We start from the raw sequence: 23133 nt of genomic DNA, 5'->3' as shown, positions 1-23133 counted from the left end.
GGGGGTGCAGGGATGATGGACGGTGATGTGGGTGAGAGCAGGCGGTGTGCGAACTGGCTGAGGTCGCCTGGGCCGATTTGCGCCCATCGCGGCCGATCCGCGCCCCGCCAAGGCTGCTCCACGGAGCATTGGACAGCCTCGTAACGCAGCGCAATGGGGTCGTTCCCACGCCAACGAAACCGCTCGAACGCTTGAGGCTCGAACGGCTTCATTTCAGGGCATCAGCGCACAGCGTTCTACTTGCCCGTCCAGTCCTTCACGCGCTCAGGGTGCTTGGCCACCCAGTCCTTGGCAGCCGCTTCGGGCTTGGCGCCTTCCTGGATAGCCAGCATCACCTCGCCGATCTCATCCTTGGACTGCCAGCTGAACTTCTTCAGGAACTCGGCCACTTCCGGGGCCTTGGTGGCCAGCTCCTTGCTGCCGATGCTATTGACGGTTTCAGCAGCGCCATACACGCCTTTGGGGTCCTCGAGGAACTTGAGTTTCCATTTGGCGAACATCCAGTGCGGTACCCATCCGGTCACGGCGATGGATTGCTGCTTGGCGTAGGCACGGCCCAGCTCGGCGGTCATTGCAGCACCGGAACTTGCCTGCAGCTTGTAGCCGGTCAGGTCGTAGTCCTTGATCGCCTGATCGGTCTTGATCATTACACCCGAGCCAGCATCGATGCCGACGATTTTCTGCTTGAACGAGGAATCGGTCTTCAGGTCAGCGATGCTCACCGCCTTGACGTACTCAGGCACGATCAGGCCAATCTTGGCATCCTTGAAGTTCGCGCCGTAGTCGACCACGTTGTCCTTGTTCTTGGTCCAGTACTCACCGTGGGTCACCGGCAGCCATGCCGACAGCATGGCATCGAGCTTACCGGTGGCCACGCCCTGCCACATGATGCCCGTGGCCACGGCTTGCAGCTTCACATCGTAGCCAAGCTTCTGCTTGATCACCTCGGCGGCCACGTTGGTGGTCGCCACACTGTCTGCCCACCCATCCACGTAACCAATGCTGACTTCTTTGGCCATGGCCTGTGCGCCGCTCAAGGCCAGTGCCAGGGCGGTACCTACGCCCAGGAAACGACGCATTTTTGTTGAAGTAGCCATCAAAGCATTCCCTCGTCAGGTCTCGGAGATTCCATCATCTGCCTGCAACCAAGCCAGACCTGATCCAAGTACGACGCCCAGGCGCTCATACGCGACAGCACTGTGCCATTAGCGGCAGCGGCATGAACCTGCCTGCGCGATCCTTGCATGCCAAAGGTTTGGCGCCGGGCTACTATTGACCCTTTTGCCCCCGATGATGGACCGCCCGATGCCCAGTTCCACCCGCCTGCTGACACTTCTGTACACCCTTGCTTGCCTGATCGGTCTGCTCGGGCTCGGCGTGCTCTGGCACGGGCTGGGCAGACCGGTGCACCTGCCCGACGCCGCCAATGCCACGCACAAGCTGCAGTGCGCATCCTATACCCCGTTCGACAAGGACCAGTCGCCCTACGATCAACCCATGCAACTGCGCCCGGCGCGCATGGATGCCGACTTGGCCCTGCTCGCTGAGCGATTCCAGTGCATCCGCACCTATTCGATGAGCGGTCTTGAGGCTATCCCAGCGCTGGCGCGCAAGCATGGACTGAAGGTGATGCTCGGGGCCTGGGTCAATGCTCACCCGGCCGACACCGACCGGGAAGTCGCGCTGCTGATCGCCGCCGCCAATGCCAACCCCGATGTGGTCAGCGCCGTCATCGTGGGTAACGAGACCTTGCTGCGCAAGGAAGTCACCGGCAAACGACTGGCCGAGTTGATCGCGCGGGTCAAGCGCCAGGTAAGCGTGCCGGTCACCTACGCCGATGTGTGGGAGTTCTGGTTGCAGCACCCCGAGATCGCGCCTGAAGTAGACTTTCTCACCATTCACTTGCTGCCGTATTGGGAAGACGAGCCACGGGGCATCGACGATGCGTTGGCCCATGTCGCCGACATACGCCGGCAATTCGGCCAGCGCTTCGCGCCCAAGGACATCCTGATCGGTGAAACCGGCTGGCCCAGCGAAGGCAGGCAGCGTGAAACCGCCCTGCCCAGCCGGGTCAACGAAGCGCGCTTCATTCGCGGCTTCGTCGCCATGGCCGAGCACAACGGCTGGCGCTACAACCTGATCGAAGCCTTCGACCAGCCCTGGAAACGCGCCAACGAAGGTGCCGTGGGCGGGTATTGGGGCCTCTACGATGCCGACCGGCAGGACAAGGGCATCCTTGAAGGGCCCGTCAGCAACTTGCCCGACTGGCCCACATGGTGGCTGGCATGCGCGGCGCTGGCGGGGCTGATGCTGTGCATGGCCGGGCGGCCACGCACACGCCGTGGCGCGTGGGCCATGCCAATACTGGCCATGTTCGGTGCGGCGTGCCTGGGCCTGTGGGGCGAGCTGATGCGCAGCCACGCCCGTTTCGCCCCCGAATGGATGTGGGCAGGGCTGTTGGCGGGGTTGAACGTGCTGGTACTGGCCCGGGCACTGCTGCACCTGTCCCAGCCGCAAGGCGTGCGCGGGCGCTGGTCTGCCTGGCTGCAAAGGCGAGCTGGCGGGTTGCTGCTGCTGGCCGGCTTTGCTGCCGCCGTAAGCACGTTGGCGATGGTGTTCGACCCCCGCTACCGCAGTTTCCCCAGTGCCGCGCTGGCCTTGCCAGCCCTGGTGTTCGTCCTGTGGCCCGTGCCAGTGCGGCGACGGGAGGCCACCTTTCTGGCAAGTATCATCGGGCTTGGCATACTGCCCCAGCTACTCATCGAGGGGATGAACAGCGGGCAGGCGTGGCGCTGGGCAGCAGTGAGCGCGCTGATGACCGCCGCCCTGTGGCGCAGCCAGAGACTCGGCCACGCCTGATACCTCTATTTGTCAGCGTCACGGAGCGCCCCCTGGCGGGCGCACGTTTACCTGACCAGGCGCAACCCGGCCAGGACCAATGCGAATACGGCGATGCTCGCGGTATACAGCACCAATGCTGGCACTGCGAACAGCAGGGCAATGCCGGCCAGCCATGTACCGGTCCGCCCCTGTAGCAGCCAGCCAAGCGCTGCCAGGGCCAGCCCGGTCCAGGCCAGGACCTGGTGGTGAATGCCCCACCCCAGCACTGCCCGCATCTCGCACTGCCAATAGGCGGCTGGCTCCGTGCACAACCCCACCCACTGGCCGTCCTCCATCAGTCCATAGCGCACGCCATAGCTGGCAGCGAGCCAGAGCCCGACGAACATCAGCAGTAGTGCGCCAGGCAGCCTGCGACTCATTGACTTTTCCCACTTGATTGATCAAAAAATCAATGATCGCTTACATCACGGTCTAAGGCAAAATACCTGCCTGCAACGCGGTTCAGATAACTGGCACACCAAAGGCCATCACGCCCGGCAACTTTGCCACGGCCCATGTGGTCTTAGCTTGCACACGCGCCACCTTGCGTTCTTTTGGGGGATTACATGCTTCGTTCTTTGCGCCTCGCTGCCGTTCTCGGCAGCCTGCTCATGGCTGTGGCCGCTTCTGCGCGGGATATCGACGCCGCGAGCTATGGCTACCCCCTGACCAACCCGTTCGAGGCGACCATCGCCACGACGCCGCCGGACCAGCGCCCGATGCTGCCCAGCGATGACGAGATCGACCAGTCCGACTACAGCCTCACCTTGCGCCCGGAGCGTGAATTCACGCTGCCGGACAACTTCTGGGCGGTCAAGAAACTCAAGTACCGCATGGCCCAGCAGGACCACGCTGCCCCCTTGATCTTCATCATTGCCGGTACCGGTGCGTCCTACAGCAGCAGCATCAACGAATACCTGAAAAAGCTGTACTACAAGGCCGGCTTCCACGTGGTGCAGCTGTCCTCGCCCACCAGCTACGATTTCATCAGCGCCGCGTCTCGCTTCGCCACGCCCGGCATCAGCCAGGATGACGCCGAGGACATGTACCGGGTGATGCAATCGGTCCGCGCCCAGCACCCTCGCCTGCCGGTGACCGAGTTCTACCTGACCGGCTACAGCCTGGGCGCGCTCGATGCGGCCTTCGTCAGCCACCTGGACGAAACCCGGCGCAGCTTCAACTTCAAGCGTGTGCTGCTGCTCAACCCACCCGTGAACCTCTACACCTCGATCAACAACCTGGACAAGCTGGTGCAGACCCAAGTCAAGGGCATCGACCGCAGCACCACGTTCTATGAGCTGATGCTGGAAAAACTCACGCGCTACTTCCAGGAAAAGGGGTTCATCGACCTCAACGAAGCGCTCTTGTACGACTTCCAGCAGTCGCGCCAGCACCTGTCCAACGAGCAGATGGCCATGCTCATCGGCACCTCGTTCCGCTTCTCGGCCGCCGATATCGCCTTCACCTCCGACCTGATCAACCGCCGCGGCCTGATCATCCCGCCGAAGGTCAAGATCACCGAAGGCACGAGCCTGACGCCCTACTTCAAGCGTGCCTTGCAGTGCGATTTCGACTGTTACATGAGCGAACAGGTAATCCCGATGTGGCGTGCCCGCACCGGCGGGGGCACCATCCTGGAGCTGACCAACCAGGTCAGCCTGTACGCCCTGGCCGATTACCTGCAAAACAGCCCCAAGATCGCCGTGATGCACAATGCCGACGACGTCATTCTCGGCCCTGGCGATATCGGGTTCCTGCGCAAGGTGTTCGGTGATCGCCTGACCCTTTATCCCCATGGTGGCCATTGCGGCAACATCAACTACCGCGTCAACAGTGACGCCATGCTGGAGTTCTTCCGTGGTTAACAAACTGCTCTTTGCCACGGCCCTGCTTGCCGCAGGCCATACCCTGGCCGCCGAGACCGCTCCCCGAGCCAGCGTCATCGAGGCTGATCCGCAGGTGATCGGTACCGCCCCGCTGGCACCGGAAGCCGATGGCTTCCTCGACCCGCTGCGCGAGTTGAAATTCAACCCGGGCCTGGACCAGCGTGAGTTCGAGCGCTCGACCCTCGAAGCGCTGAACGTCTACGACCCGCTCGAGTCGATGAACCGCCGCATCTATCACTTCAACTACCGCCTGGACCAATGGGTGCTGCTGCCGCTGGTCAATGGCTACCAGTACGTCACCCCGCGTTTTCTGCGCAGTGGCGTGACCAACTTCTTCAACAACCTGGGGGACGTGCCCAACCTGTTCAACAGCGTGCTGCAGCTCAAGGCCAAACGCTCGGCCGAGATCACAGCGCGGCTGATGTTCAACACGATCATCGGGGTAGGCGGTTTGTGGGACCCGGCGACCAAGATGGGCCTGCCGCGCCAGAGCGAGGATTTCGGCCAGACCTTGGGCTTCTATGGCGTACCGGCAGGCCCGTACCTGATGCTGCCGCTGTTGGGCCCTTCGAACCTGCGCGACACCGCCGGGCTGGTGGTGGATTATTCCGGCGAGCAGGCGATCAATTACCTGGACATGGCCAAAGTCAGCCGCGAGCACCCGGAGTTCTTCGGCCTGCGGGTCATCGACAAGCGCTACACCACCAACTTCCGCTACGGGCAGATGAACTCACCGTTCGAGTATGAAAAGGTGCGCTACGTCTACACCCAGTCGCGCAAGCTGCAGATCGCCGAGTGAGCCGGCAGCGCCACTGCCATTACGGCAGCGGCGCACTCGCTTTCAACGCCCTTTCTTTTCGTACAGCCTTGGGGCCCCGTCCGGTCGGGACTTGAACCGGCGGTGTGCCCACAAGTACTGCTCGGGGCATTCGCGCAGTACCTGCTCGACCCATTGATTGATTCGCAGGCAATCAGCCTCTTCGCTCTCACCGGGGAAATCGCTCAGTGGGGGATGAATCACCAACCGATAACCGCTGCCGTCTTCGAGTCGCTTCTGCGTGAAGGGAATGACCTGGGCGCGGCCCAGGCGCGCAAACTTGGTGGTGGCCGTGACCGTGGCTGCCGGGATCCCGAACAAGGGCACGAACAGGCTTTGCTTGGCGCCGTAGTCCTGGTCGGGTGCGTACCAGATTGCGCGGCCGGCGCGCAGCAGCTTGAGCATGCCCCTGACATCCTCGCGTTCGACGGCCAGTGAGTCCAGGTTGTGCCGTTCGCGTCCGCTGCGCTGGATGAAATCGAACAGGGCATTGCCATGTTCGCGGTACATGCCATCGATGGTGTGACGCTGGCCGAGCAAGGCCGCACCGATTTCCAGGGTAGTGAAGTGCACCGCCATCAGGATTGCGCCCTGCCCCGCCTGCTGGGCGGCCTGCAAGTGCTCAAGCCCCTCGACATGGGCCAGGCGCGCCAACCGCGTCTTGGGCCACCACCAGCTCATGGCCATTTCGAAGAAGGCGATGCCGGTCGAGGCAAAATTGGCTTTGAGCAGCCGTTGCCGTTCGTCCGCCGACAGCTCGGGGAAGCACAGTTCCAGGTTGCGCGCGGCGATACGCCTGCGTTCACCAGCAAAGCGGTACATGATCGCGCCTAACCCCGCACCCAGCTTGAGCAATGCCCGGTACGGCAGCTGCACCACCAGCCACAGCAGCCCCAGGCCCAGCCACAGGCCCCAGAACTTGGGATGAAGGAAATAGGGACGAAAACGCGGGCGATCCATTGAAGCTTCCAGCAAGACATGGGCCGCGCATTCTACAACGGATCGGCTCATGTTGCGGGCAACCGGTCTTATCGTTATAAGTCAGGGCACTTTTTCCGCAACAAGCCGTCTATGCAGACCATGAGCCCAAACCACACCCCCGACACCCCCTCCGTGTTCCAGCTCAAGGGCAGCATGCTTGCCATTACCGTTCTGGAACTGGCGCGCAACGACCTTGAAGCCCTCGATCGCCAGTTGGCGGCCAAAGTGGCGCAGGCGCCGAACTTCTTCAGTAACACGCCGTTGGTGCTGGCGCTGGACAAGCTGCCGGCCGGCGAAGGCGCGGTCGACTTGCCTGGTTTGATGCGGATTTGCCGCCACCATGGCCTGCGGACCCTGGCCATCCGCGCCAACCGCATAGAGGACATTGCCGCGGCCATCGCCATCGATCTGCCAGTGCTGCCCCCGTCCGGCGCCCGCGAGCGGCCACTGGAACCCGAGCCCGAGGCCAAGAAACCCGAGCCGGCCCCTGCCCCGCCACCGGTACTCGAACCTGAGGTGCGCCCCACGCGCATCATCACCGCTCCGGTACGTGGCGGCCAGCAGATCTATGCCCAAGGGGGCGACCTGGTGGTCACCGCCTCGGTCAGCCCGGGTGCGGAACTTCTTGCCGATGGCAACATCCATGTGTACGGCGCCATGCGTGGCCGTGCCCTGGCAGGTATCAAGGGCAATACCAAGGCGCGTATCTTCTGCCAGCAGATGACCGCCGAAATGGTCTCCATTGCCGGCCAGTACAAAGTGTGCGAAGACTTGCGCCGCGATCCTTTGTGGGGGGCGGGCGTACAAGTCAGCCTGTCTGGCGACGTGTTGAACATCACCCGTCTTTAACGGATACTTGCCAGCATTTTTAGAGCAACTTTTTTATCGTTGCCGTTATTTCAGTTATTTGCAGGGACTTGCGTCCCGATCATTTTAGGGGTGAAACACCTTGGCCAAGATTCTCGTGGTTACTTCCGGCAAAGGGGGTGTGGGCAAGACCACCACCAGCGCCGCCATCGGTACCGGCCTCGCACTGCGTGGCCACAAGACGGTTATCGTCGACTTCGACGTGGGCCTGCGTAACCTCGACCTGATCATGGGCTGCGAACGCCGCGTGGTGTACGACTTCGTCAACGTGGTCAATGGCGAAGCCAACCTGCAGCAAGCCCTGATCAAGGACAAGCGCCTGGAAAACCTGTACGTGCTGGCGGCCAGCCAGACCCGTGACAAGGACGCGCTTACTCAGGAAGGCGTCGAGAAAGTCCTGATGGACCTCAAGGAGCAGTTCGAGTACGTGATCTGCGACTCGCCGGCCGGTATCGAGAAAGGTGCCCACCTGGCCATGTATTTCGCCGACGAGGCCATCGTGGTCACCAACCCCGAAGTGTCTTCGGTCCGTGACTCCGACCGCATGCTGGGCATCCTGTCGAGCAAGTCGCGCCGCTCGGAAAACGGCGAGGAGCCGATCAAGGAGCACCTGTTGATCACTCGCTACCACCCCGAGCGCGTCGTCAAGGGCGAAATGCTGAGCGTGGCCGACGTGGAAGAGATTCTCTCGATCAAGCTCAAGGGCGTGATTCCCGAATCGCAGGCGGTGCTCAAGGCATCCAACCAGGGTATCCCGGTCATTCTCGATGACCAGAGCGATGCCGGCCAGGCGTACAGTGACGCAGTCGACCGCCTGCTGGGCAAAGAGAAGCCGATGCGCTTCATCGATGTACAGAAGAAGGGATTCTTCGAGCGCATTTTCGGGAGCAAATAAACCATGAACCTTTTTGACTTCTTTCGTGGCAGACAGAAACAGACCAGCGCGTCGGTGGCGAAAGAGCGTCTACAGATCATCGTGGCGCACGAGCGCGGACAACGCAGCGAACCGGACTATCTGCCCGAGTTGCAGAAGGAACTGCTGGAAGTGATTCGCAAGTATGTGAACATCGGCAATGACGATGTGCATATCGAGCTGGAAAACCAGGGCAGCTGCTCCATTCTGGAGCTGAACATCACCCTGCCGGATCGCTGATCCGGCCAAGAGCCAGGGCTGCGCTGTAGCCCATTCGCGGCACGAGGCCGCTCCGACAAGGGATCGCGTTCCACTGTCGGAGCGGCCTTGCCGCGTATGGGTTGCAGCACAGCCCCGCTTTTTTCTCCCGATTCAACAGAGACCACGCAATGCCGCTGTCCACCCTCCAGATCCTTCATGAAGACGCCGCCATCCTGGTGATCAACAAGCCGACGCTGCTGCTGTCGGTCCCGGGCCGGGCCGACGACAACAAGGATTGCCTGATCACCCGCCTTCAGGAAAACGGCTATCCCGATGCGCTGATCGTGCATCGCCTGGACTGGGAAACCTCGGGCATCATCCTGCTGGCCCGCGATGCCGACAGCCACCGCGAGCTATCGCGCCAGTTCCATGACCGGGAAACCGAAAAGGCCTACACCGCCCTGTGTTGGGGGCAGCCGGCCCTGGACAGCGGCAGCATCGACCTGCCACTGCGGTATGACCCACCCACCAAGCCACGCCACGTCGTGGATCATGAACAAGGCAAGCATGCGCTGACGTTCTGGCGGGTGGTGGAACGTTGCGGCGAGTACTGCCGTGTGGAGCTGACGCCGATCACAGGGCGCTCGCACCAACTGCGTGTGCACATGCTATCGATCGGCCACCCGCTGCTGGGTGATCGGCTGTATGCCAACCCCCAGGCCTTGGCCGCCCACGAGCGGCTGTGCCTGCATGCATCGATGCTCAGCTTTACCCACCCGGTGTCCGGTGAACGCCTCAGATTCGAGTGCCCGGCACCGTTTTGATGGGGTGTGGCTGTGGCTAGCAGTCCACGAGCGCTGCTGGCCCTGCCCTGCCGAGCTGTAATGCGAGCCGAAGCGCTGGGGCCGCAGTGCGGCCTGGAGCCTTCGCTATACCTGCGCAACCACTGTCGCCTGGCCAACCGCACAACCCACAGCCCGACACCGCTCGGCGACTCAATACGCTAAACTCGCGCCACTGCTGTCTGGAGTGAACTATGCGCGATGTACTCAATGCAGGCCTGATCGATTTTCTGAAGGCCTCCCCTACTCCCTTCCACGCTACTGCCAGCCTGGCCCTGCGCCTGGAGGCCGCTGGTTACCAGCGCCTGGACGAACGCGAGAGCTGGTCCGTCGTGTCGGGCGGGCGCTATTACGTCACCCGCAACGATTCCTCGATCATCGCGATCAAGATGGGCAGGCAGGCGCCGCTGCTCAACGGCATCCGCATGGTCGGCGCCCACACCGATAGCCCCTGCCTGCGGGTCAAGCCGCAGCCGGAACTGCAGCGCCAGGGCTTCTTGCAGCTGGGCGTGGAAGTGTATGGCGGTGCCCTGCTGGCGCCGTGGTTCGACCGCGACCTGTCGCTGGCGGGGCGGGTCACCTACCGCCGTGACGGCAAGGTGGAAAGCCAGCTGATCGACTTCAAGTTGCCGATCGCCGTCATCCCCAACCTGGCCATCCACCTCAACCGTACCGCCAACGATGGCTGGCATATCAACCCGCAGACCGAACTGCCACCGATCCTGGCCCAGGTGGCCGGTGACGAGCGCATCGACTTTCGCGCCCTGCTGACCGAGCAACTGGCACGCGAGCACCAACTCAACGCCGACGTGGTGCTGGACTACGAGCTGAGTTTCTACGATACCCAGGACGCCGCGCAGATCGGGCTCAATGGCGACTTCATTGCCGGCGCCCGCCTGGACAACCTGCTGTCGTGCTATGCCGGGCTGCAGGCCCTGCTGGCCGCTGACAGCGCTGAAACCTGCATCCTGGTGTGCAATGACCACGAGGAAGTCGGCAGCAGCTCGGCCTGCGGCGCCGACGGGCCGATGCTCGAGCAGACGTTGCAGCGCCTGTTGCCCGACGGTGACGCCTACGTGCGCACCATCCAGCGCTCGTTGATGGTCTCGGCCGACAATGCCCATGGCGTGCATCCGAACTACGCCGACAAGCACGACGGCAACCACGGCCCGAAACTCAACGCAGGGCCGGTGATCAAGGTGAACAACAACCAGCGCTACGCCACCAACAGCGAAACCGCCGGCTTCTTCCGCCACTTGTGCATGGCCGAAGAAGTACCGGTGCAGAGCTTCGTGGTACGCAGCGACATGGGCTGTGGCTCGACCATAGGGCCCATTGCGGCAAGTCACCTTGGCGTGCGGACGGTCGACATCGGGCTGCCGACCTTCGCCATGCACTCCATCCGCGAGCTGTGCGGCAGCCATGACCTGGCGCACTTGGTGAAGGTCCTGACAGCGTTCTACCGCAGCCACGACTTGCCGTGAGCCACGCGGGGCGCCGGGGTGCTACACACCCGGCGCCAACAGGCCGCGCTGCTGCACATGGCCGACGAGTCCGCCTCCAGCAGGCCAGGCCGGGGGTTAGCGACTATGCTAAGGGCATGTCTCACTGCAAAGGACTGTCGCCATGTCACCCTTCCTGGCCCTGCTGATTCCCGTCTGCGCATCGCTGTTGTTGCTGACCCTCGGGTTCGGCCTGCGCGAGCGCGATGTTGGCGTGCTGATGATGTGGGTGGGCACCCTGGGCATCTTCGGCCTGACCTGCTGGAAGATCCTGGAGAAACTGCCGTCATAAACCTCTACACTCGGGCAATCGTTTGACCTGAGGTAGATCTGCCCGTGCCTGCCCTTCTGCGTTACCTGTTTGTTGTGCTGTTGCTGTTCATAGGTTCTGCACACGCAGCAGGCCTGCCCGGCCTTCTGGGTTCCAGTGCCCCCGCCCAGCCCGAGGCTTCCGAGCCGCTGGGCAAATCCCTGGACGAGGTGATCAAGAGCCTGGAGAACGACCAGCAGCGTGCCAAACTCCTGGCCGACCTGAAAAAGCTGCGCGACGCTACGCAAAAGTCGCAACCGAGCGTTGAGCAAGGCGTGCTTGGCTTGATCGGTGGCGCCCTGCACGATTTCGAAAAGCAGTTCACCGGGGAAGCCAACCCGTTCCAGCGCTGGGGCATGGAAATCGACCAGGCCCAGGAAGAACTGGCGGCCTTGATGGTGCCCGTTCATCAATGGCCCGCGATCCTGTTCGGCTTTGCTGCGGTTATCGCGGTGTGGAGCGTACTGGCGTTCGCGTTCAACTGGGTGGGCCATCGGGTCCGCCTGCGGTTCGGCCTGAGCGAAGAACTGCCCCAGCATCCTCGCACCTGGGACCTGGTCCGCTTCGCCCTGCGCAAGCTGGGCCCCTGGTTGGTCGCGCTGGTGTTCACGGTGTACCTGAGCTTCGTACTGCCCCCGTCGCTGGGTAAATCGCTGGCCATGGTGCTGGCGTATGCCCTGGTGGTCGGCACCTGCTTCTCGGCCATCTGCGTGATCGCGTTTTCCCTGCTGGACGGCCCGCACCGCCACCGGGCATTGCACATCCTGCGCCACCGTGCATTCCGACCCTTGTGGCTGATCGGCAGCTTTGCAGCCTTCGGCGAGGCCATGAGCGACCCGCGCCTCACCGCTGCGCTGGGCATACACCTGGCTCATGGGGTGGCAACCCTGGCCAACGTCGTCGCCGCGGTGTGCACCGGCCTGTTCATCCTGCGTTTTCGCCGGCCGATTGCCCACCTGATCCGCAACCAACCCTTGTCGCGCCGCCTGACGCGACGAACCCTGAGCGACACCATCGAGATCCTGGGCAGTTTCTGGTTCATTCCGGCGCTGATTCTGGTGGCCATCTCGCTGTTCGCCACTTTCGTTTCGGCCGGTGATACCAGCACGGCGCTTCGCCAGTCACTGATGTGCACGGTGCTGGTGGTGGTGTGCATGGTGCTCAATGGCCTCGTCCGCCGCCACGCTGCCAACCCCAAGCGCGCCGGCAAGCGCCATGCGGTGTACGCCGAGCGGCTGCGCAACTTTGGCTACTTGTTGGTCCACCTGTTCATCTGGCTGGTGTTCATCGAACTGGGCCTTCGGGTATGGGGGCTGTCGATGATCAGCTTCGCCGAAGGCGATGGGCATGACATCAGCCTGCGCCTGATGGGCCTGGCAGGGACGCTGATTGTCGCGTGGCTGGTGTGGATCCTGGCGGACACGGCGGTACACCATGCGCTGGTCCGCTCGCGCCGCGGCATGGCCAACGCCCGGGCGCAGACCATGATGCCGTTGATCCGCAACGTGATGTTCGTGTTCATCTTCATCATCGCGGTGATCGTCGCCCTGGCCAACATGGGCATGAACGTGACGCCGCTGCTGGCCGGTGCCGGTGTCATCGGCCTGGCGATCGGCTTCGGCGCCCAGTCGCTGGTGGCCGACCTGATCACCGGGCTGTTCATCATCATCGAGGACTCCCTGGCCATCGACGACTACGTGGATGTCGGCGGCCACCTGGGTACGGTGGAAGGCCTGACCATCCGCACCGTGCGTCTGCGGGACATCGATGGCATCGTGCACACCATTCCTTTCAGCGAAATCAAGAGCATCAAGAACTACTCCCGCGAATTCGGCTATGCGATCTTCCGCGTGGCGATCCCCTACAACATGAACATCGACCAGGCGATCACACTGGTGCGCGAGGTCGGTCAGAAGCTGCGCAGCGATCCGCTGATGCGCCGCAACATCTGGTCGCCGCTGGAACTGCAAGGGGTGGAGAGCTTCGAGTCGGGTTCAGCGGTGTTGCGGGCACGCTTCAAGACGGCGCCGATCAAGCAGTGGGAAGTGTCGCGGGCCTTCAACCTGGCACTCAAGCGCCAGCTCGACGAAGCCGGGCTGGACTTGGCAACGCCCAGGTTGTCGGTGCAGGTGGTAACGGCCGGCGCAGGCGCCATGACACAAACCGAGCCGTCCGGTTGAAGCCGGTTGGCCATGGATCGCGTCCTCGCTGGCGCCCTCAAGAGGCCGCCCGGCTAGCCTGCCTGTGCCCTGATGCAGATGGCGTCATGGCGCCAGTATTCAAGGTCGCAGTCGATCAGTTGCCCCTGCTGGTCGCTGTTGACCCGGGTGATTTGCAGCCCAGGGCTGCCTGCTGACACCTTCAACGCACCGGCCGCCTGCACGGGCAATGCGGTGGGCAGGATCTCGAAGCACACCTGCCCGTAGTGCAGACCGTACTGGCGCGCGTAGATTTCGGTCAATGACTGGGCCAGGTCTTGCTCGAGGATGGCCGGAAAGTAACGCGGGTTGAGGTAGTGCTCGGCGTACAGCACCGCCCTGCCGTCGATGCGCCTGAGCCTGCAGATGCGCACCACACTGGACAACGCCGGCAGTTGCAACCGCGCGCAAATGGCCGCCGACGCCGGCTGCAGCCGAGCCGACAGCAACTCGGTACTGGCGGCCCGCCCCTGCTCACGCACCATTGCATGAAAGTGGCTGCGCGCGATGAGGTCATAGCTCAAGCGTTCGGGGGCGACGAACCAGCCCCGCCGCTCCTCGCGATAGATCAACCCCCTTGCCTCCAACTGCACCAACGCTTCGCGCAGGGTGATGCGCGTGGTGGCGAAGAGTTCGCTGAGCCGGCGTTCGGCAGGCAGCTTGCCGCCAGGCGCCAAAAGGCCGTGTTCGATCTGCTCCTCAAGGGCGTTACAGATGGCTGTTACCGCGCGCTGTGGCATCGGCTGCATCAAAGGTTACCTATCTGGACTAGGCCAGCCCCACTACAGGGCACGGGGCACTGGATACAAGCCTAGGCAGGGCTGATGAACATCCCGTGACAAGACTGCCCGGCTGGTGCTGCCAGAAACGGGCCAGGCCTTGTGAAGCCCGGCTCGCAGGTGGTCTACGCTGTATTGCCAGAGGCCGCGATCAGGCAGCTGGACCTGGGGCTACATCAAATTGTCACGCTACCGGCCTACCTTGGCTCAAGGTTTGCTGACCTAGACCAAGGCTGCAGACAACGGCTTCATACACAACAGCGTTCGGTCGATGCACCCACCCAAGGAGCTACGGATGAAAAAGTTGTTCATGGCGTCACTGCTCGGTTCGGCAATCGCGTTCTGCACGTCGGCCATGGCCGCAGATGACCTCAAGGCACTGGAGGATGCCGCCCGCAAGGAAGGCATGGTCAACAGCGTGGGCATGCCCGACGCCTGGGCCAACTGGAAGGACACCTGGCAGGACCTGGCCAGCAAGTACGGGCTCAAGCACAGCGACACCGACATGAGTTCGGCGCAGGAAATCGCCAAGTTCGAGGCGGAGAAAGACAACGCCAGTGCCGACATCGGCGATGTGGGCGCAGCGTTCGGACCCATCGCCATCGCCAAGGGCGTAAGCCAGACGTACAAGCCAAGCACCTGGGACCAGGTGCCAGAGTGGGCCAAGGACAAGGACGGCCATTGGGCGCTGGCCTACACCGGCACCATCGCGTTCATCATCAACAAGGACCTGGTCAAGGAGTCAGAGCGGCCCAAGACCTGGCACGACCTGGAGCGCGGCACGTACAAGGTGGCCATCGGTGATGTCGGCACCGCCGCCCAGGCCGCCAATGGTGTGCTGGCCGCCGCCATCGCCTACAAGGGCGATGAGAGCAACGTGGCCCCAGGCCTGCAACTGTTCACCAAGCTGGCCCAGCAAAAGCGCCTTTCTCTGGCTAACCCGACCATCCAGACCCTGGAAAAGGGCGAGGTGGAAGTGGGCGTGGTCTGGGACTTCAATGGCTTGAGCTACCGCGATCAGATCGACCCCAAGCGCTTCGAAGTGCTGATCCCATCGGACGGCTCGATCACCTCGGGCTACACCACCATCATCAACAAGTACGCAAAACACCCCAATGCCGCGAAGCTGACGCGTGAATACATCTTCAGCGATGCCGGGCAGATCAACTTGGCCAAGGGGCATGCACGCCCGATCCGCGCCGAGCACCTGAAGTTGCCGGAAGATGTGCAGGCCAAATTGCTGCCCAACGAGCAATATGCGCCTGCGCAGCCGATCAAGAACGCCGAGGTGTGGGAAGCGACCTCCAAGAAGCTGCCGCAGATGTGGCAGGAGCAGGTGATCATCGAGATGGAATGAGGCATGCAGACGGGCCTGCCAGCTGCCACGCTGGCCGTCCCGCCTGTATGGCAGCCCCAGCGAGCCGGCGTCGCGCCAGCAGTAACTCCCCGGCGCGCCTCCGCGCAATGCAAGCGCCCCCTTCCCCGATGGTTTTTTGCGGAGTCATCAATGAGCCACAACGTCATCCTGGTGCTGTTGGACGGGCTGAACTATCAGGTTGCCCACCACGCCATGGGCCACTTGCACGCCTATGTCGAGGCCGACCGCGCCGCGCTTTACCGCATGGAGTGCGAGTTGCCGTCGCTGTCCCGTCCGCTGTACGAGTGCATTCTCACGGGTGTGCCCCCTATCGACAGCGGCATCGTGCACAACAACGTCAACCGGCTTTCCAACCAGCGCAGCGTGTTCCACTACGCCCGCGAGGCCAACCTGGGCACGGCAGCGGCGGCCTATCACTGGATGAGCGAGCTCTACAACCGCTCCCCGTTCGACCCCCAGCGTGACCGGCATACCCACGCCCCCAAGTTGCCCATCCAGCACGGGTTGTTCTACTGGGACGATCGCTACCCCGATTCACACCTGCTGGCGGACGGCGAATACCTGCGCCGGCGCCATGCGCCCAACTTCCTGCTGGTGCACCCGATGAGCATCGACGATGTGGGCCACCACCATGGGCTGGACAGCAGCCAATACCGCAATGCTGCCCGCAGCGCGGACATCCTGCTGGCCGATTACCTGCCCAGGTGGCTCGACGAGGGCTATCAAGTGCTGGTGACCGCCGACCATGGCATGAACAACGATCGCTCGCACAACGGGCTGCTGGCCGAAGAACGCGAAGTACCCCTGTTCGTGTTCGGCGCAGCCTTCAGCCTCGACCCATCGGCCAAGCCACTGCAGACCGACCTGTGCGGGACCATCTGTGAGTTGCTTGGCGCCGCTCACGACAAATCGGTCTGCCGGGAGTTGCTCAAATGAGCCAATCGCCTCGTGGCCGTTACCTGGCGTTGCTGTGCCTGGTGCCCTTCGCTGCCGTTTTCGTGATCTTCCAGATCGCCCCGCTGGCCTGGGTGGCGCTGAGCAGCCTGCCGTCGGAGGCGGGTTGGGGCATGGACAACTTCAGCAAGGTGTTCGCCTCCAAGTTCTACCTGCAAGCCCTGCAACGCAGCCTGGAGATCAGCTTCTGGTCCAGCCTGTTCGGCATCATCATCGCGACCCTGGGCGCCTATTCGCTGCGTCAGGTGGACTCGCGGCTACGCGACTTCGTCAGTGCCTTTGCCAACATGACCAGCAATTTTGCCGGCGTGCCGCTGGCGTTCGCGTTCATCATCCTGCTCGGCTTCAACGGCGCATTGACCTTGTTGCTCAAGCAGATGGGCCTGCTGGAAGACTTCAGCATCTACTCCAAGAGCGGGCTGATCCTGGTGTACACCTATTTCCAGATCCCCTTGGGTGTCCTGCTGCTGTACCCGGCCTTCGACGCGCTGCGCGAAGACTGGCGCGAGTCGGCTGCGCTGCTGGGCGCCAATCACTGGCAGTTCTGGCGGCACATCGGGCTGCCGGTGCTGGCCCCGGCGCTGCTGGGCACCTTCGTCATCCTGCTGGCCAACGCCCTGGGCGCCTACGCCACGGTCTATGCCCTGACCACCGGTAACTTCAACGTACTGCCCATACGCATCGCGGGCCTGGTGGCCGGCGACATCAGCCTCGATCCGAACCTTGCCAGTGCCCTGGCAATGGTGCTGGTAGGGCTGATGACGGTGGTTACCGTGGTGCATCAATGGTTGTTGAAAAGGAGCTACCATGCGCGCTGACCCCAAAGGAGGCGGCTGGTACCACCGCGCCGTGGTCTACCTGCTGTTTCTGATTCTGCTGATGCCACTGGCCGGCACCCTGCTCTACTCCCTGGCCACCAGTTGGTCGGCCACCCTGCTTCCCAGCGGCCTGACCCTGAAGTGGTACGTGGCGTTGTGGAGCGAGCCGCGCTTTCTGGCGGCATTCGGCCAGTCGCTGCTGGTGTGCGTCGGTGCGCTGCTGCTGTCGGTCGTGCTGATCCTGCCACTGCTGTTCGTGGTGCACTATCACTTCCCCCGGCTCGACGCGTTGATGAATGTCCTGATCCTGCTGCCGTTTGCCGTACCACCTGTGGTGTCGTCGGTGGGGTTGCTGCAACTGTATGGCAGTGGGCCGATGGCCATGGTGGGGACACCGTGGATTCTGATCGGCTGCTACTTCACCATCGCCCTGCCCTTCATGTACCGGGCCATCACCAACAACCTGCAGGCCATCAATCTGCGCGACCTGATGGACGCGGCGCAGTTGCTGGGCGCCAGCACCTGGCAGGCGGCTTTGCTGGTGGTACTCCCCAACCTGCGCAAGGGCCTGATGGTGGCCCTGCTGCTGTCGTTCTCGTTCCTGTTCGGGGAGTTCGTGTTCGCCAACCTGCTGGTGGGCACGCGCTACGAGACCCTGCAGGTGTACCTCAACAACATGCGCAACAGCAGCGGCCACTTCAACAGTGCGCTGGTGATCTCCTATTTCGCCTTCGTGCTGATCCTGACGTGGGTCGCCAACCGCTTGAACAAGGACAAGACCTGACATGAGCTACGTCAGCGTACGCAACCTGCAAAAAAGCTACGCCGGTAGCCCGGTATTCAGCCAGATCGATTGCCAGATCGAACGGGGCGAGTTCATCACCCTGCTCGGCCCCTCAGGGTGCGGCAAGTCCACGCTGCTGCGCTGCATCGCCGGGCTCACGCCCGTTGACAGCGGGCAGATCCTGCTCGACGGCATCGACATCGTGCCGCAGAGCCCGCAGAAGCGCGGTATCGGCATGGTCTTCCAGAGCTACGCGCTGTTTCCCAACATGACGGTGGAGCAGAATGTCGCCTTCGGGCTGCGCATGCAGAAGGTCAGGGGTGATGAAAGCCAGGCGCGGGTGCGCGAGGCATTGCAGCTGGTGGAATTGAATGACTTCGCCGCACGTTACCCTCACCAGTTGTCTGGCGGGCAATGCCAGCGCGTCGCCCTGGCCCGCTCCCTGGTCACCCGCCCCCGACTGCTGTTGCTGGACGAGCCGCTTTCGGCACTCGATGCGCGTATTCGCAAACACCTGCGTGAACAGATCCGCGCCATCCAGAGGGAACTGGGTTTGACCACGATCTTCGTTACCCATGACCAGGAAGAGGCCTTGACGCTGTCAGACCGCATCTTCCTGATGAATCAGGGCCGTATCGTGCAAAGCGGTGATGCAGAGACTCTCTACACGGCCCCGGTGGACCTGTTTGCCGCCGGTTTCATCGGCAATTACAACCTGCTGGACGCCGACAGTGCCAGCCGCCTGCTGCAGCGGCCTGTCACCGGGCGCCTGGCCATACGCCCAGAATCCATCACACTGGGTCTGCACGGCGAACTCGACGCCCAGGTGCGCAGTCACAGCCTGCTGGGCAACGTGATACGTTATCGGGTGCAGGTACGCGAGGTAGAGCTGGTGGTGGATGTGCTCAACCGCTCACCCGCCGACCTGCATGCCGACGGTCAGCGGGTCAGCGTGTCGATAGACCCCAGTGCGCTACGGGAAGTGGCTTAAGGAGATGCATGTATGGCGCTAGCCATTTTCGATCTGGACGAAACCCTGATTCACGGCGACTGCGCGTCACTGTGGAGCGAACACATGGCCCGGCTGGGGTGGGTGGATGGTGACACGTTCTTGCGCCGTGACCGCGCGCTCATGGAGGCCTACAGCAAAGGCGAGCTGGCGATGGAAGACTACATGGCGTTCAGCCTGGAGCCGATTGCCGGGCGGACCCTGGAAGAGGTCGCACACTTGGTCGAGCCGTGGGTGGAAGATGTCATCGAACCGATCATTTTAGGCGATGCCTGCCGCTGCATCGCCGAACATCGCAAGCGCGGGGACCGGGTGCTGATCATTTCTGCGTCAGGGGTACACCTGGTTGGACCGATTGCTGCACGCCTGGGCGTGGACGAATACCTGGCAATCGACTTGGAGGCCCGCAATGGCGTCTATACCGGGGCTACCCATGGCGTACTCACCTACCAGGAAGGCAAGATCACCCGCTTGATGGCCTGGCTGGACCAGGAGCAGGAAAACCTGGAGGGCGCGAGCTTCTATTCCGACTCGCGCAATGACCTGCCCTTGTTGCTGAAGGTGGATCACCCTTGTGCCGTGAACCCGGACCCTGTGTTGCGCGAGCATGCGCAAGCCCACGGTTGGCCGATCTTGAGCTGGCACTGAACCCGCGTTCGCTGTTCAGTGCCAAGGCTTGCCCTGCCCCCGTGGGCCTGCGTTCACGCAGGCCCGCAGGGACTATGAGGGCGCCATGAGGCCAGTACCCGAGCAGGCAAGCGGGCCCGACACTAGGCCAGGCTCGGGTCGATGATCATGACCAGCTTGCCGGACACCTGGTTGGTCTCGAGTTCGGCGTAGGCTGCCTGGGCGAACTCCACCGGGTAGGTATCGACCAACTGCGGTGACAACCGCCCCTCGGTGAACAGCGGCCAGACTTGCTGGTGCAAGTCACTCAACAGTTCGGCCTTGAATGCATCGTCACGGTTGCGCAAGGTCGAGCCCGTGATCTGCGCCCGCTTGCCCATGACCTGGGCCAAGTCCAGTTCGAACGTGCGTCCACCCATCACGCCGATGATCACCCAGCGCCCGTCGCGGGCCAGCAGCTTGAGGTTCAGCTCGCCATAGCTGGCGCCGACCGGGTCGAGAATCACATCGAATGGGCCGATGGCTTCCAGGTCATCGAGGTTCTGGTTGCGCACCACGCCACCTGCCGCGCCCAGGGCCTGGCAATACGCCAGTCGCTCGGCCGAGCCGACGCTGACCCAGACGCTGTTGCCGAACGCCTTGCACAGTTGAATGGCAGCCGACCCCACGCCGCTGGCACCGGCGTGCACCAGCACCTTCTCGCCGGCTTTGACGCCGCCCAGCTGGAAGATGTTCAGCCACGCCGTCGCGTAGACCTCCGGCAGGGCTGCCGCTTCATGCAGGCTAAGCCCTTCGGGCACAGGCAGCACGTGCCGCGCATCGACGATCACTTCCTCGGCCATGGCACCGCTGGCCAGCAGTGCGCACACCCTGTCGCCCACCCGCCAGGCTGCCCCGGCCCCCACTTCTGCGATCACGCCGGCACATTCCAGGCCCATGTAGGGGCTGGCGCCGGGCGGCGGCGGATAGAGCCCTTTCATCTGCAGCAAATCGGCACGGTTCAACCCCGCAGCCGCGACCCGGATGCGTACTTGTCCTGCGTCACACGCCGGACGTTCGGCTTCGACCCAGGTGACATGTCCGTCAACGCCTTGCAATGCCTTCACAGTGCCTCCATAGTTGAATCATATGACCGAGCCTGGGCCACCCGTGCCCAGGCTTTTTGCAGTATGCGCCCGGTTTTTATGGAACCGGCGAACGGAAAAGACGGCCTACTATGCGTGATCAATTGCCCCCACGTCGAATCAGCATGAAGCATTTCCTACCCAGCACCGCCCTGGCACTGATGATCGGCCTTGGCAGCCTTACGCTCGGCGGCAATGCGGCGGCCGCCAACAAATGGGACAGCCTGCAACCGGACCGCGACGAAATCGTCGCCAGCCTCAACGTGGTGGAGCTGCTCAAACGCCATCACTACAGCAAGCCGCCCTTGGATGACGCCCGTTCGGTCATCATCTACGACAGCTACATCAAGCTGTTGGACCCGGCGCGCAGCTATTTCACCGCCGCCGACATCGCCGAATTCGACAAGTGGAAGACGCAGTTCGACGACTTCCTCAAAAGCGGCAACCTCGACCCTGGCTTCACCATCTACAAGCGCTACCTGGACCGGGTCAAGCAGCGCCTGGACTTCGCCTTGGCCGAGCTCAACAAGGGCGTGGACAAGATCGACTTCACGGTCAACGAGACCTTGCTGATCGACCGCAAGGACGCGCCTTGGCTCAAGGACCAGGCTGCCCTGGACGACCTGTGGCGTAAACGCGTCAAGGACGAGGTGCTGCGCCAGAAGATTGCTGGCAAAGAGCCCAAGCAGATTCAGGAAACCCTGATCAAGCGCTACAAGAACCAGCTGGCACGCCTGGATCAGACCCGCGCCGAAGACATTTTCCAGGCGTACATCAATACGTTTGCCCAGTCCTACGACCCGCACACCAACTACCTGTCGCCGGACAACGCCGAAAACTTCGACATCAACATGAGCCTGTCGCTCGAAGGGATTGGCGCGGTGCTGCAAAGCGACAACGATCAGGTCAAGATCGTGCGCCTGGTACCGGCGGGGCCTGCGGCCAAGACCAAGCAGGTCGCGCCGGCCGACAAGATCATAGGCGTTGCTCAGGGCAACAAGGAAATGGTCGACGTCGTCGGCTGGCGCCTGGACGAAGTGGTCAAGCTGATTCGCGGCCCCAAGGGCTCGGTGGTACGCCTTGAAATCATCCCGGCGAGTAACGCCCCCAGCGATCAGACCAGCAAGATCGTGTCGATCACGCGTGAAGCGGTCAAGCTCGAAGAGCAGGCGGCCAAGAAGTCCGTGCTCAAACTCAAGCAGGACGGGCGTGACTACAAACTCGGCATTATCGAGATCCCGGCGTTCTACCTGGACTTCAAGGCCTACCGCGCAGGTGATCCGGAGTACAAGAGCACTACGCGTGACGTGAAGAAGCTGCTGACCGAGCTGCAGAAAGAGAAAGTCGACGGCGTGGTCATCGACTTGCGCAACAATGGCGGTGGTTCGCTGCAGGAAGCGACCGAGCTGACCAGCCTGTTCATCGAAAAAGGCCCTACTGTGCTGGTGCGCAATAGCGATGGCCGTGTGGATGTGCTTGAAGATGAAAACCCAGGTGCCTTCTACAAGGGGCCGCTGGCCTTGCTAGTCAACCGCCTGTCCGCCTCGGCATCGGAGATTTTCGCTGGCGCCATGCAGGATTATCATCGCGCGTTGATCATTGGTGGCCAGACCTTCGGCAAGGGCACCGTGCAGACCATTCAGCCACTTAACCATGGCGAGCTCAAGCTGACCCTGGCCAAGTTCTACCGGGTTTCCGGGCAGAGCACCCAGCACCAGGGCGTATTGCCGGACATCGACTACCCGTCGATCATCGACACCAAGGAAATCGGCGAAAGCGCCCTGCCCGAAGCGATGCCATGGGACACCATCCGTCCTGTCGTCAAGCCTGCGGTAGACCCCTTCAAGCCTTACCTGGCCCAGCTCAAGGCTCAGCACCAGGCACGCAGCGACAAGGATGCCGAGTTCATCTACATCCGCGACCGCCTGGCATTGACCCAGAAACTGATGACCGAAAAGACCGTCAGCCTCAATGAGCAAGAGCGTCGGGCGCGTCACGATGAAGTCGAGGCCAAGCAACTGGCGCTGGAAAACATCCGTCGCAAGGCCAAGGGCGAGGAACCGCTCAAGGAGCTGAAGAAAGAAGATGAGGATGCACTGCCGGCCGAGGATGAAGACACCAAGCCGGAAGACGACGCCTACCTGTCGGAAACCGGGCGCATCCTGATCGATTACCTCAGCGCCAGCACCAAGGTGGCTAAGAAGTAAGCGGCAGACCCTGGGGAGGGACGATCCATTCGCCACCCTCCCCTGATGTGTAAAGA

22 protein-coding genes are annotated in these 23133 nt (G+C 62.6%); 17 read left to right on the top strand and 5 right to left on the bottom strand.

Going from position 1 to position 23133, the window contains the following annotated elements; translation table 11 throughout:
- Positions 1 to 236: 236 nt before the first annotated feature.
- Entirely contained in the window at positions 237 to 1097 is an 861-nt protein-coding gene (locus B2S33_RS19125) for a glycine betaine ABC transporter substrate-binding protein (protein ID WP_027915800.1), read from the bottom strand.
- A gap of 196 nt (positions 1098 to 1293) precedes the next feature.
- On the opposite strand from B2S33_RS19125, the gene B2S33_RS19120 reads away from it, so the two are divergent.
- The gene (locus tag B2S33_RS19120; protein WP_145281027.1) at positions 1294 to 2859 is read left to right on the top strand and encodes a beta (1-6) glucans synthase; all 1566 of its coding nucleotides are present in this window, start codon (positions 1294 to 1296) and stop codon (positions 2857 to 2859) included.
- A gap of 47 nt (positions 2860 to 2906) precedes the next feature.
- Here the strand turns inward: B2S33_RS19120 and B2S33_RS19115 are convergent, their stop codons facing one another.
- Positions 2907 to 3260, bottom strand: coding sequence for a hypothetical protein (locus B2S33_RS19115; RefSeq protein WP_145281008.1), 354 nt, complete (start codon positions 3258 to 3260; stop codon positions 2907 to 2909).
- 186 nt (positions 3261 to 3446) lie between these two features.
- On the opposite strand from B2S33_RS19115, the gene B2S33_RS19110 reads away from it, so the two are divergent.
- A complete protein-coding gene (locus B2S33_RS19110; protein WP_027915797.1) occupies positions 3447 to 4745 on the top strand; it encodes a serine/threonine protein kinase in 1299 nt (432 codons plus the stop codon).
- A complete protein-coding gene (locus B2S33_RS19105; RefSeq protein ID WP_023534883.1) occupies positions 4738 to 5565 on the top strand; it encodes an MlaA family lipoprotein in 828 nt (275 codons plus the stop codon). The genes B2S33_RS19110 and B2S33_RS19105 overlap by 8 nt, the downstream gene beginning before the upstream one ends.
- A gap of 42 nt (positions 5566 to 5607) precedes the next feature.
- Here B2S33_RS19105 and B2S33_RS19100 read toward each other — a convergent pair whose 3' ends face one another.
- Positions 5608 to 6543 (bottom strand): lipid A biosynthesis lauroyl acyltransferase, encoded by a 936-nt coding sequence (locus tag B2S33_RS19100; RefSeq protein ID WP_028686847.1) that lies wholly within the window; start codon positions 6541 to 6543, stop codon positions 5608 to 5610.
- 111 nt (positions 6544 to 6654) lie between these two features.
- On the opposite strand from B2S33_RS19100, the gene minC reads away from it, so the two are divergent.
- The 7 genes from minC to B2S33_RS19065 all read left to right on the top strand — a co-directional run bounded on the left by minC (position 6655) and on the right by B2S33_RS19065 (position 13379).
- Positions 6655 to 7413 carry a septum site-determining protein MinC gene (gene minC, locus B2S33_RS19095; protein ID WP_027915794.1) on the top strand — a complete coding sequence of 253 codons (759 nt, stop codon included), beginning with the start codon at positions 6655 to 6657 and terminating at the stop codon, positions 7411 to 7413.
- Between the two features lie 100 nt (positions 7414 to 7513).
- Entirely contained in the window at positions 7514 to 8326 is an 813-nt protein-coding gene (gene minD / locus B2S33_RS19090; protein WP_012313198.1) for a septum site-determining protein MinD, read from the top strand.
- Positions 8327 to 8329: 3 nt separating this feature from the next.
- Positions 8330 to 8584, top strand: coding sequence for a cell division topological specificity factor MinE (gene minE / locus B2S33_RS19085; RefSeq protein WP_009682849.1), 255 nt, complete (start codon positions 8330 to 8332; stop codon positions 8582 to 8584).
- A gap of 149 nt (positions 8585 to 8733) precedes the next feature.
- Entirely contained in the window at positions 8734 to 9369 is a 636-nt protein-coding gene (locus tag B2S33_RS19080) for an RluA family pseudouridine synthase (RefSeq protein WP_027915793.1), read from the top strand.
- A gap of 212 nt (positions 9370 to 9581) precedes the next feature.
- Positions 9582 to 10871, top strand: coding sequence for a M18 family aminopeptidase (locus tag B2S33_RS19075; RefSeq protein ID WP_288650860.1), 1290 nt, complete (start codon positions 9582 to 9584; stop codon positions 10869 to 10871).
- Between the two features lie 142 nt (positions 10872 to 11013).
- Complete coding sequence (locus tag B2S33_RS19070) at positions 11014 to 11181, top strand: hypothetical protein (RefSeq protein WP_165919273.1); 168 nt, start codon at positions 11014 to 11016, stop codon at positions 11179 to 11181.
- 44 nt (positions 11182 to 11225) lie between these two features.
- A complete protein-coding gene (locus B2S33_RS19065; protein ID WP_027915791.1) occupies positions 11226 to 13379 on the top strand; it encodes a mechanosensitive ion channel family protein in 2154 nt (717 codons plus the stop codon).
- Between the two features lie 53 nt (positions 13380 to 13432).
- Here B2S33_RS19065 and B2S33_RS19060 read toward each other — a convergent pair whose 3' ends face one another.
- On the bottom strand, positions 13433 to 14146 hold the full coding sequence (locus B2S33_RS19060; RefSeq protein WP_288650859.1) for a UTRA domain-containing protein: 714 nt from the start codon (positions 14144 to 14146) through the stop codon (positions 13433 to 13435).
- Between the two features lie 325 nt (positions 14147 to 14471).
- Here B2S33_RS19060 and B2S33_RS19055 point away from each other — a divergent pair, with 325 nt between their 5' ends.
- The 6 genes from B2S33_RS19055 to B2S33_RS19030 all read left to right on the top strand — a co-directional run bounded on the left by B2S33_RS19055 (position 14472) and on the right by B2S33_RS19030 (position 19767).
- On the top strand, positions 14472 to 15533 hold the full coding sequence (locus tag B2S33_RS19055) for an ABC transporter substrate-binding protein (protein ID WP_288650858.1): 1062 nt from the start codon (positions 14472 to 14474) through the stop codon (positions 15531 to 15533).
- A 150-nt stretch (positions 15534 to 15683) separates the two neighbouring features.
- On the top strand, positions 15684 to 16490 hold the full coding sequence (locus B2S33_RS19050; RefSeq protein WP_027915788.1) for an alkaline phosphatase family protein: 807 nt from the start codon (positions 15684 to 15686) through the stop codon (positions 16488 to 16490).
- Complete coding sequence (locus tag B2S33_RS19045) at positions 16487 to 17326, top strand: ABC transporter permease (protein WP_288650857.1); 840 nt, start codon at positions 16487 to 16489, stop codon at positions 17324 to 17326. Before B2S33_RS19050 ends, B2S33_RS19045 begins: the two co-directional genes overlap by 4 nt.
- On the top strand, positions 17316 to 18110 hold the full coding sequence (locus B2S33_RS19040) for an ABC transporter permease (RefSeq protein ID WP_027915786.1): 795 nt from the start codon (positions 17316 to 17318) through the stop codon (positions 18108 to 18110). Before B2S33_RS19045 ends, B2S33_RS19040 begins: the two co-directional genes overlap by 11 nt.
- 1 nt (position 18111) lies before the next feature.
- Positions 18112 to 19101 (top strand): ABC transporter ATP-binding protein, encoded by a 990-nt coding sequence (locus B2S33_RS19035; RefSeq protein ID WP_027915785.1) that lies wholly within the window; start codon positions 18112 to 18114, stop codon positions 19099 to 19101.
- Between the two features lie 12 nt (positions 19102 to 19113).
- Positions 19114 to 19767, top strand: coding sequence for an HAD family hydrolase (locus tag B2S33_RS19030; protein WP_027915784.1), 654 nt, complete (start codon positions 19114 to 19116; stop codon positions 19765 to 19767).
- Positions 19768 to 19889: 122 nt separating this feature from the next.
- On the opposite strand, the gene B2S33_RS19025 is transcribed toward B2S33_RS19030, so the two are convergent.
- Complete coding sequence (locus B2S33_RS19025; protein ID WP_027915783.1) at positions 19890 to 20852, bottom strand: NAD(P)H-quinone oxidoreductase; 963 nt, start codon at positions 20850 to 20852, stop codon at positions 19890 to 19892.
- Between the two features lie 143 nt (positions 20853 to 20995).
- Between B2S33_RS19025 and B2S33_RS19020 the strand changes: the two genes are divergently transcribed.
- Entirely contained in the window at positions 20996 to 23077 is a 2082-nt protein-coding gene (locus B2S33_RS19020; protein WP_168199520.1) for a carboxy terminal-processing peptidase, read from the top strand.
- The last annotated feature ends 56 nt before the right edge of the window (positions 23078 to 23133 follow it).

This window comes from Pseudomonas sp. UBA5568 (genome assembly GCF_002425525.1).
In the GTDB taxonomy this organism is placed as follows: Bacteria; Pseudomonadota; Gammaproteobacteria; order Pseudomonadales; family Pseudomonadaceae; genus Aquipseudomonas; species Aquipseudomonas fulva.
The sequence above is the reverse complement of the archived record's forward strand: the minus strand, read 5'-3'. Positions and strand labels throughout refer to the sequence as shown.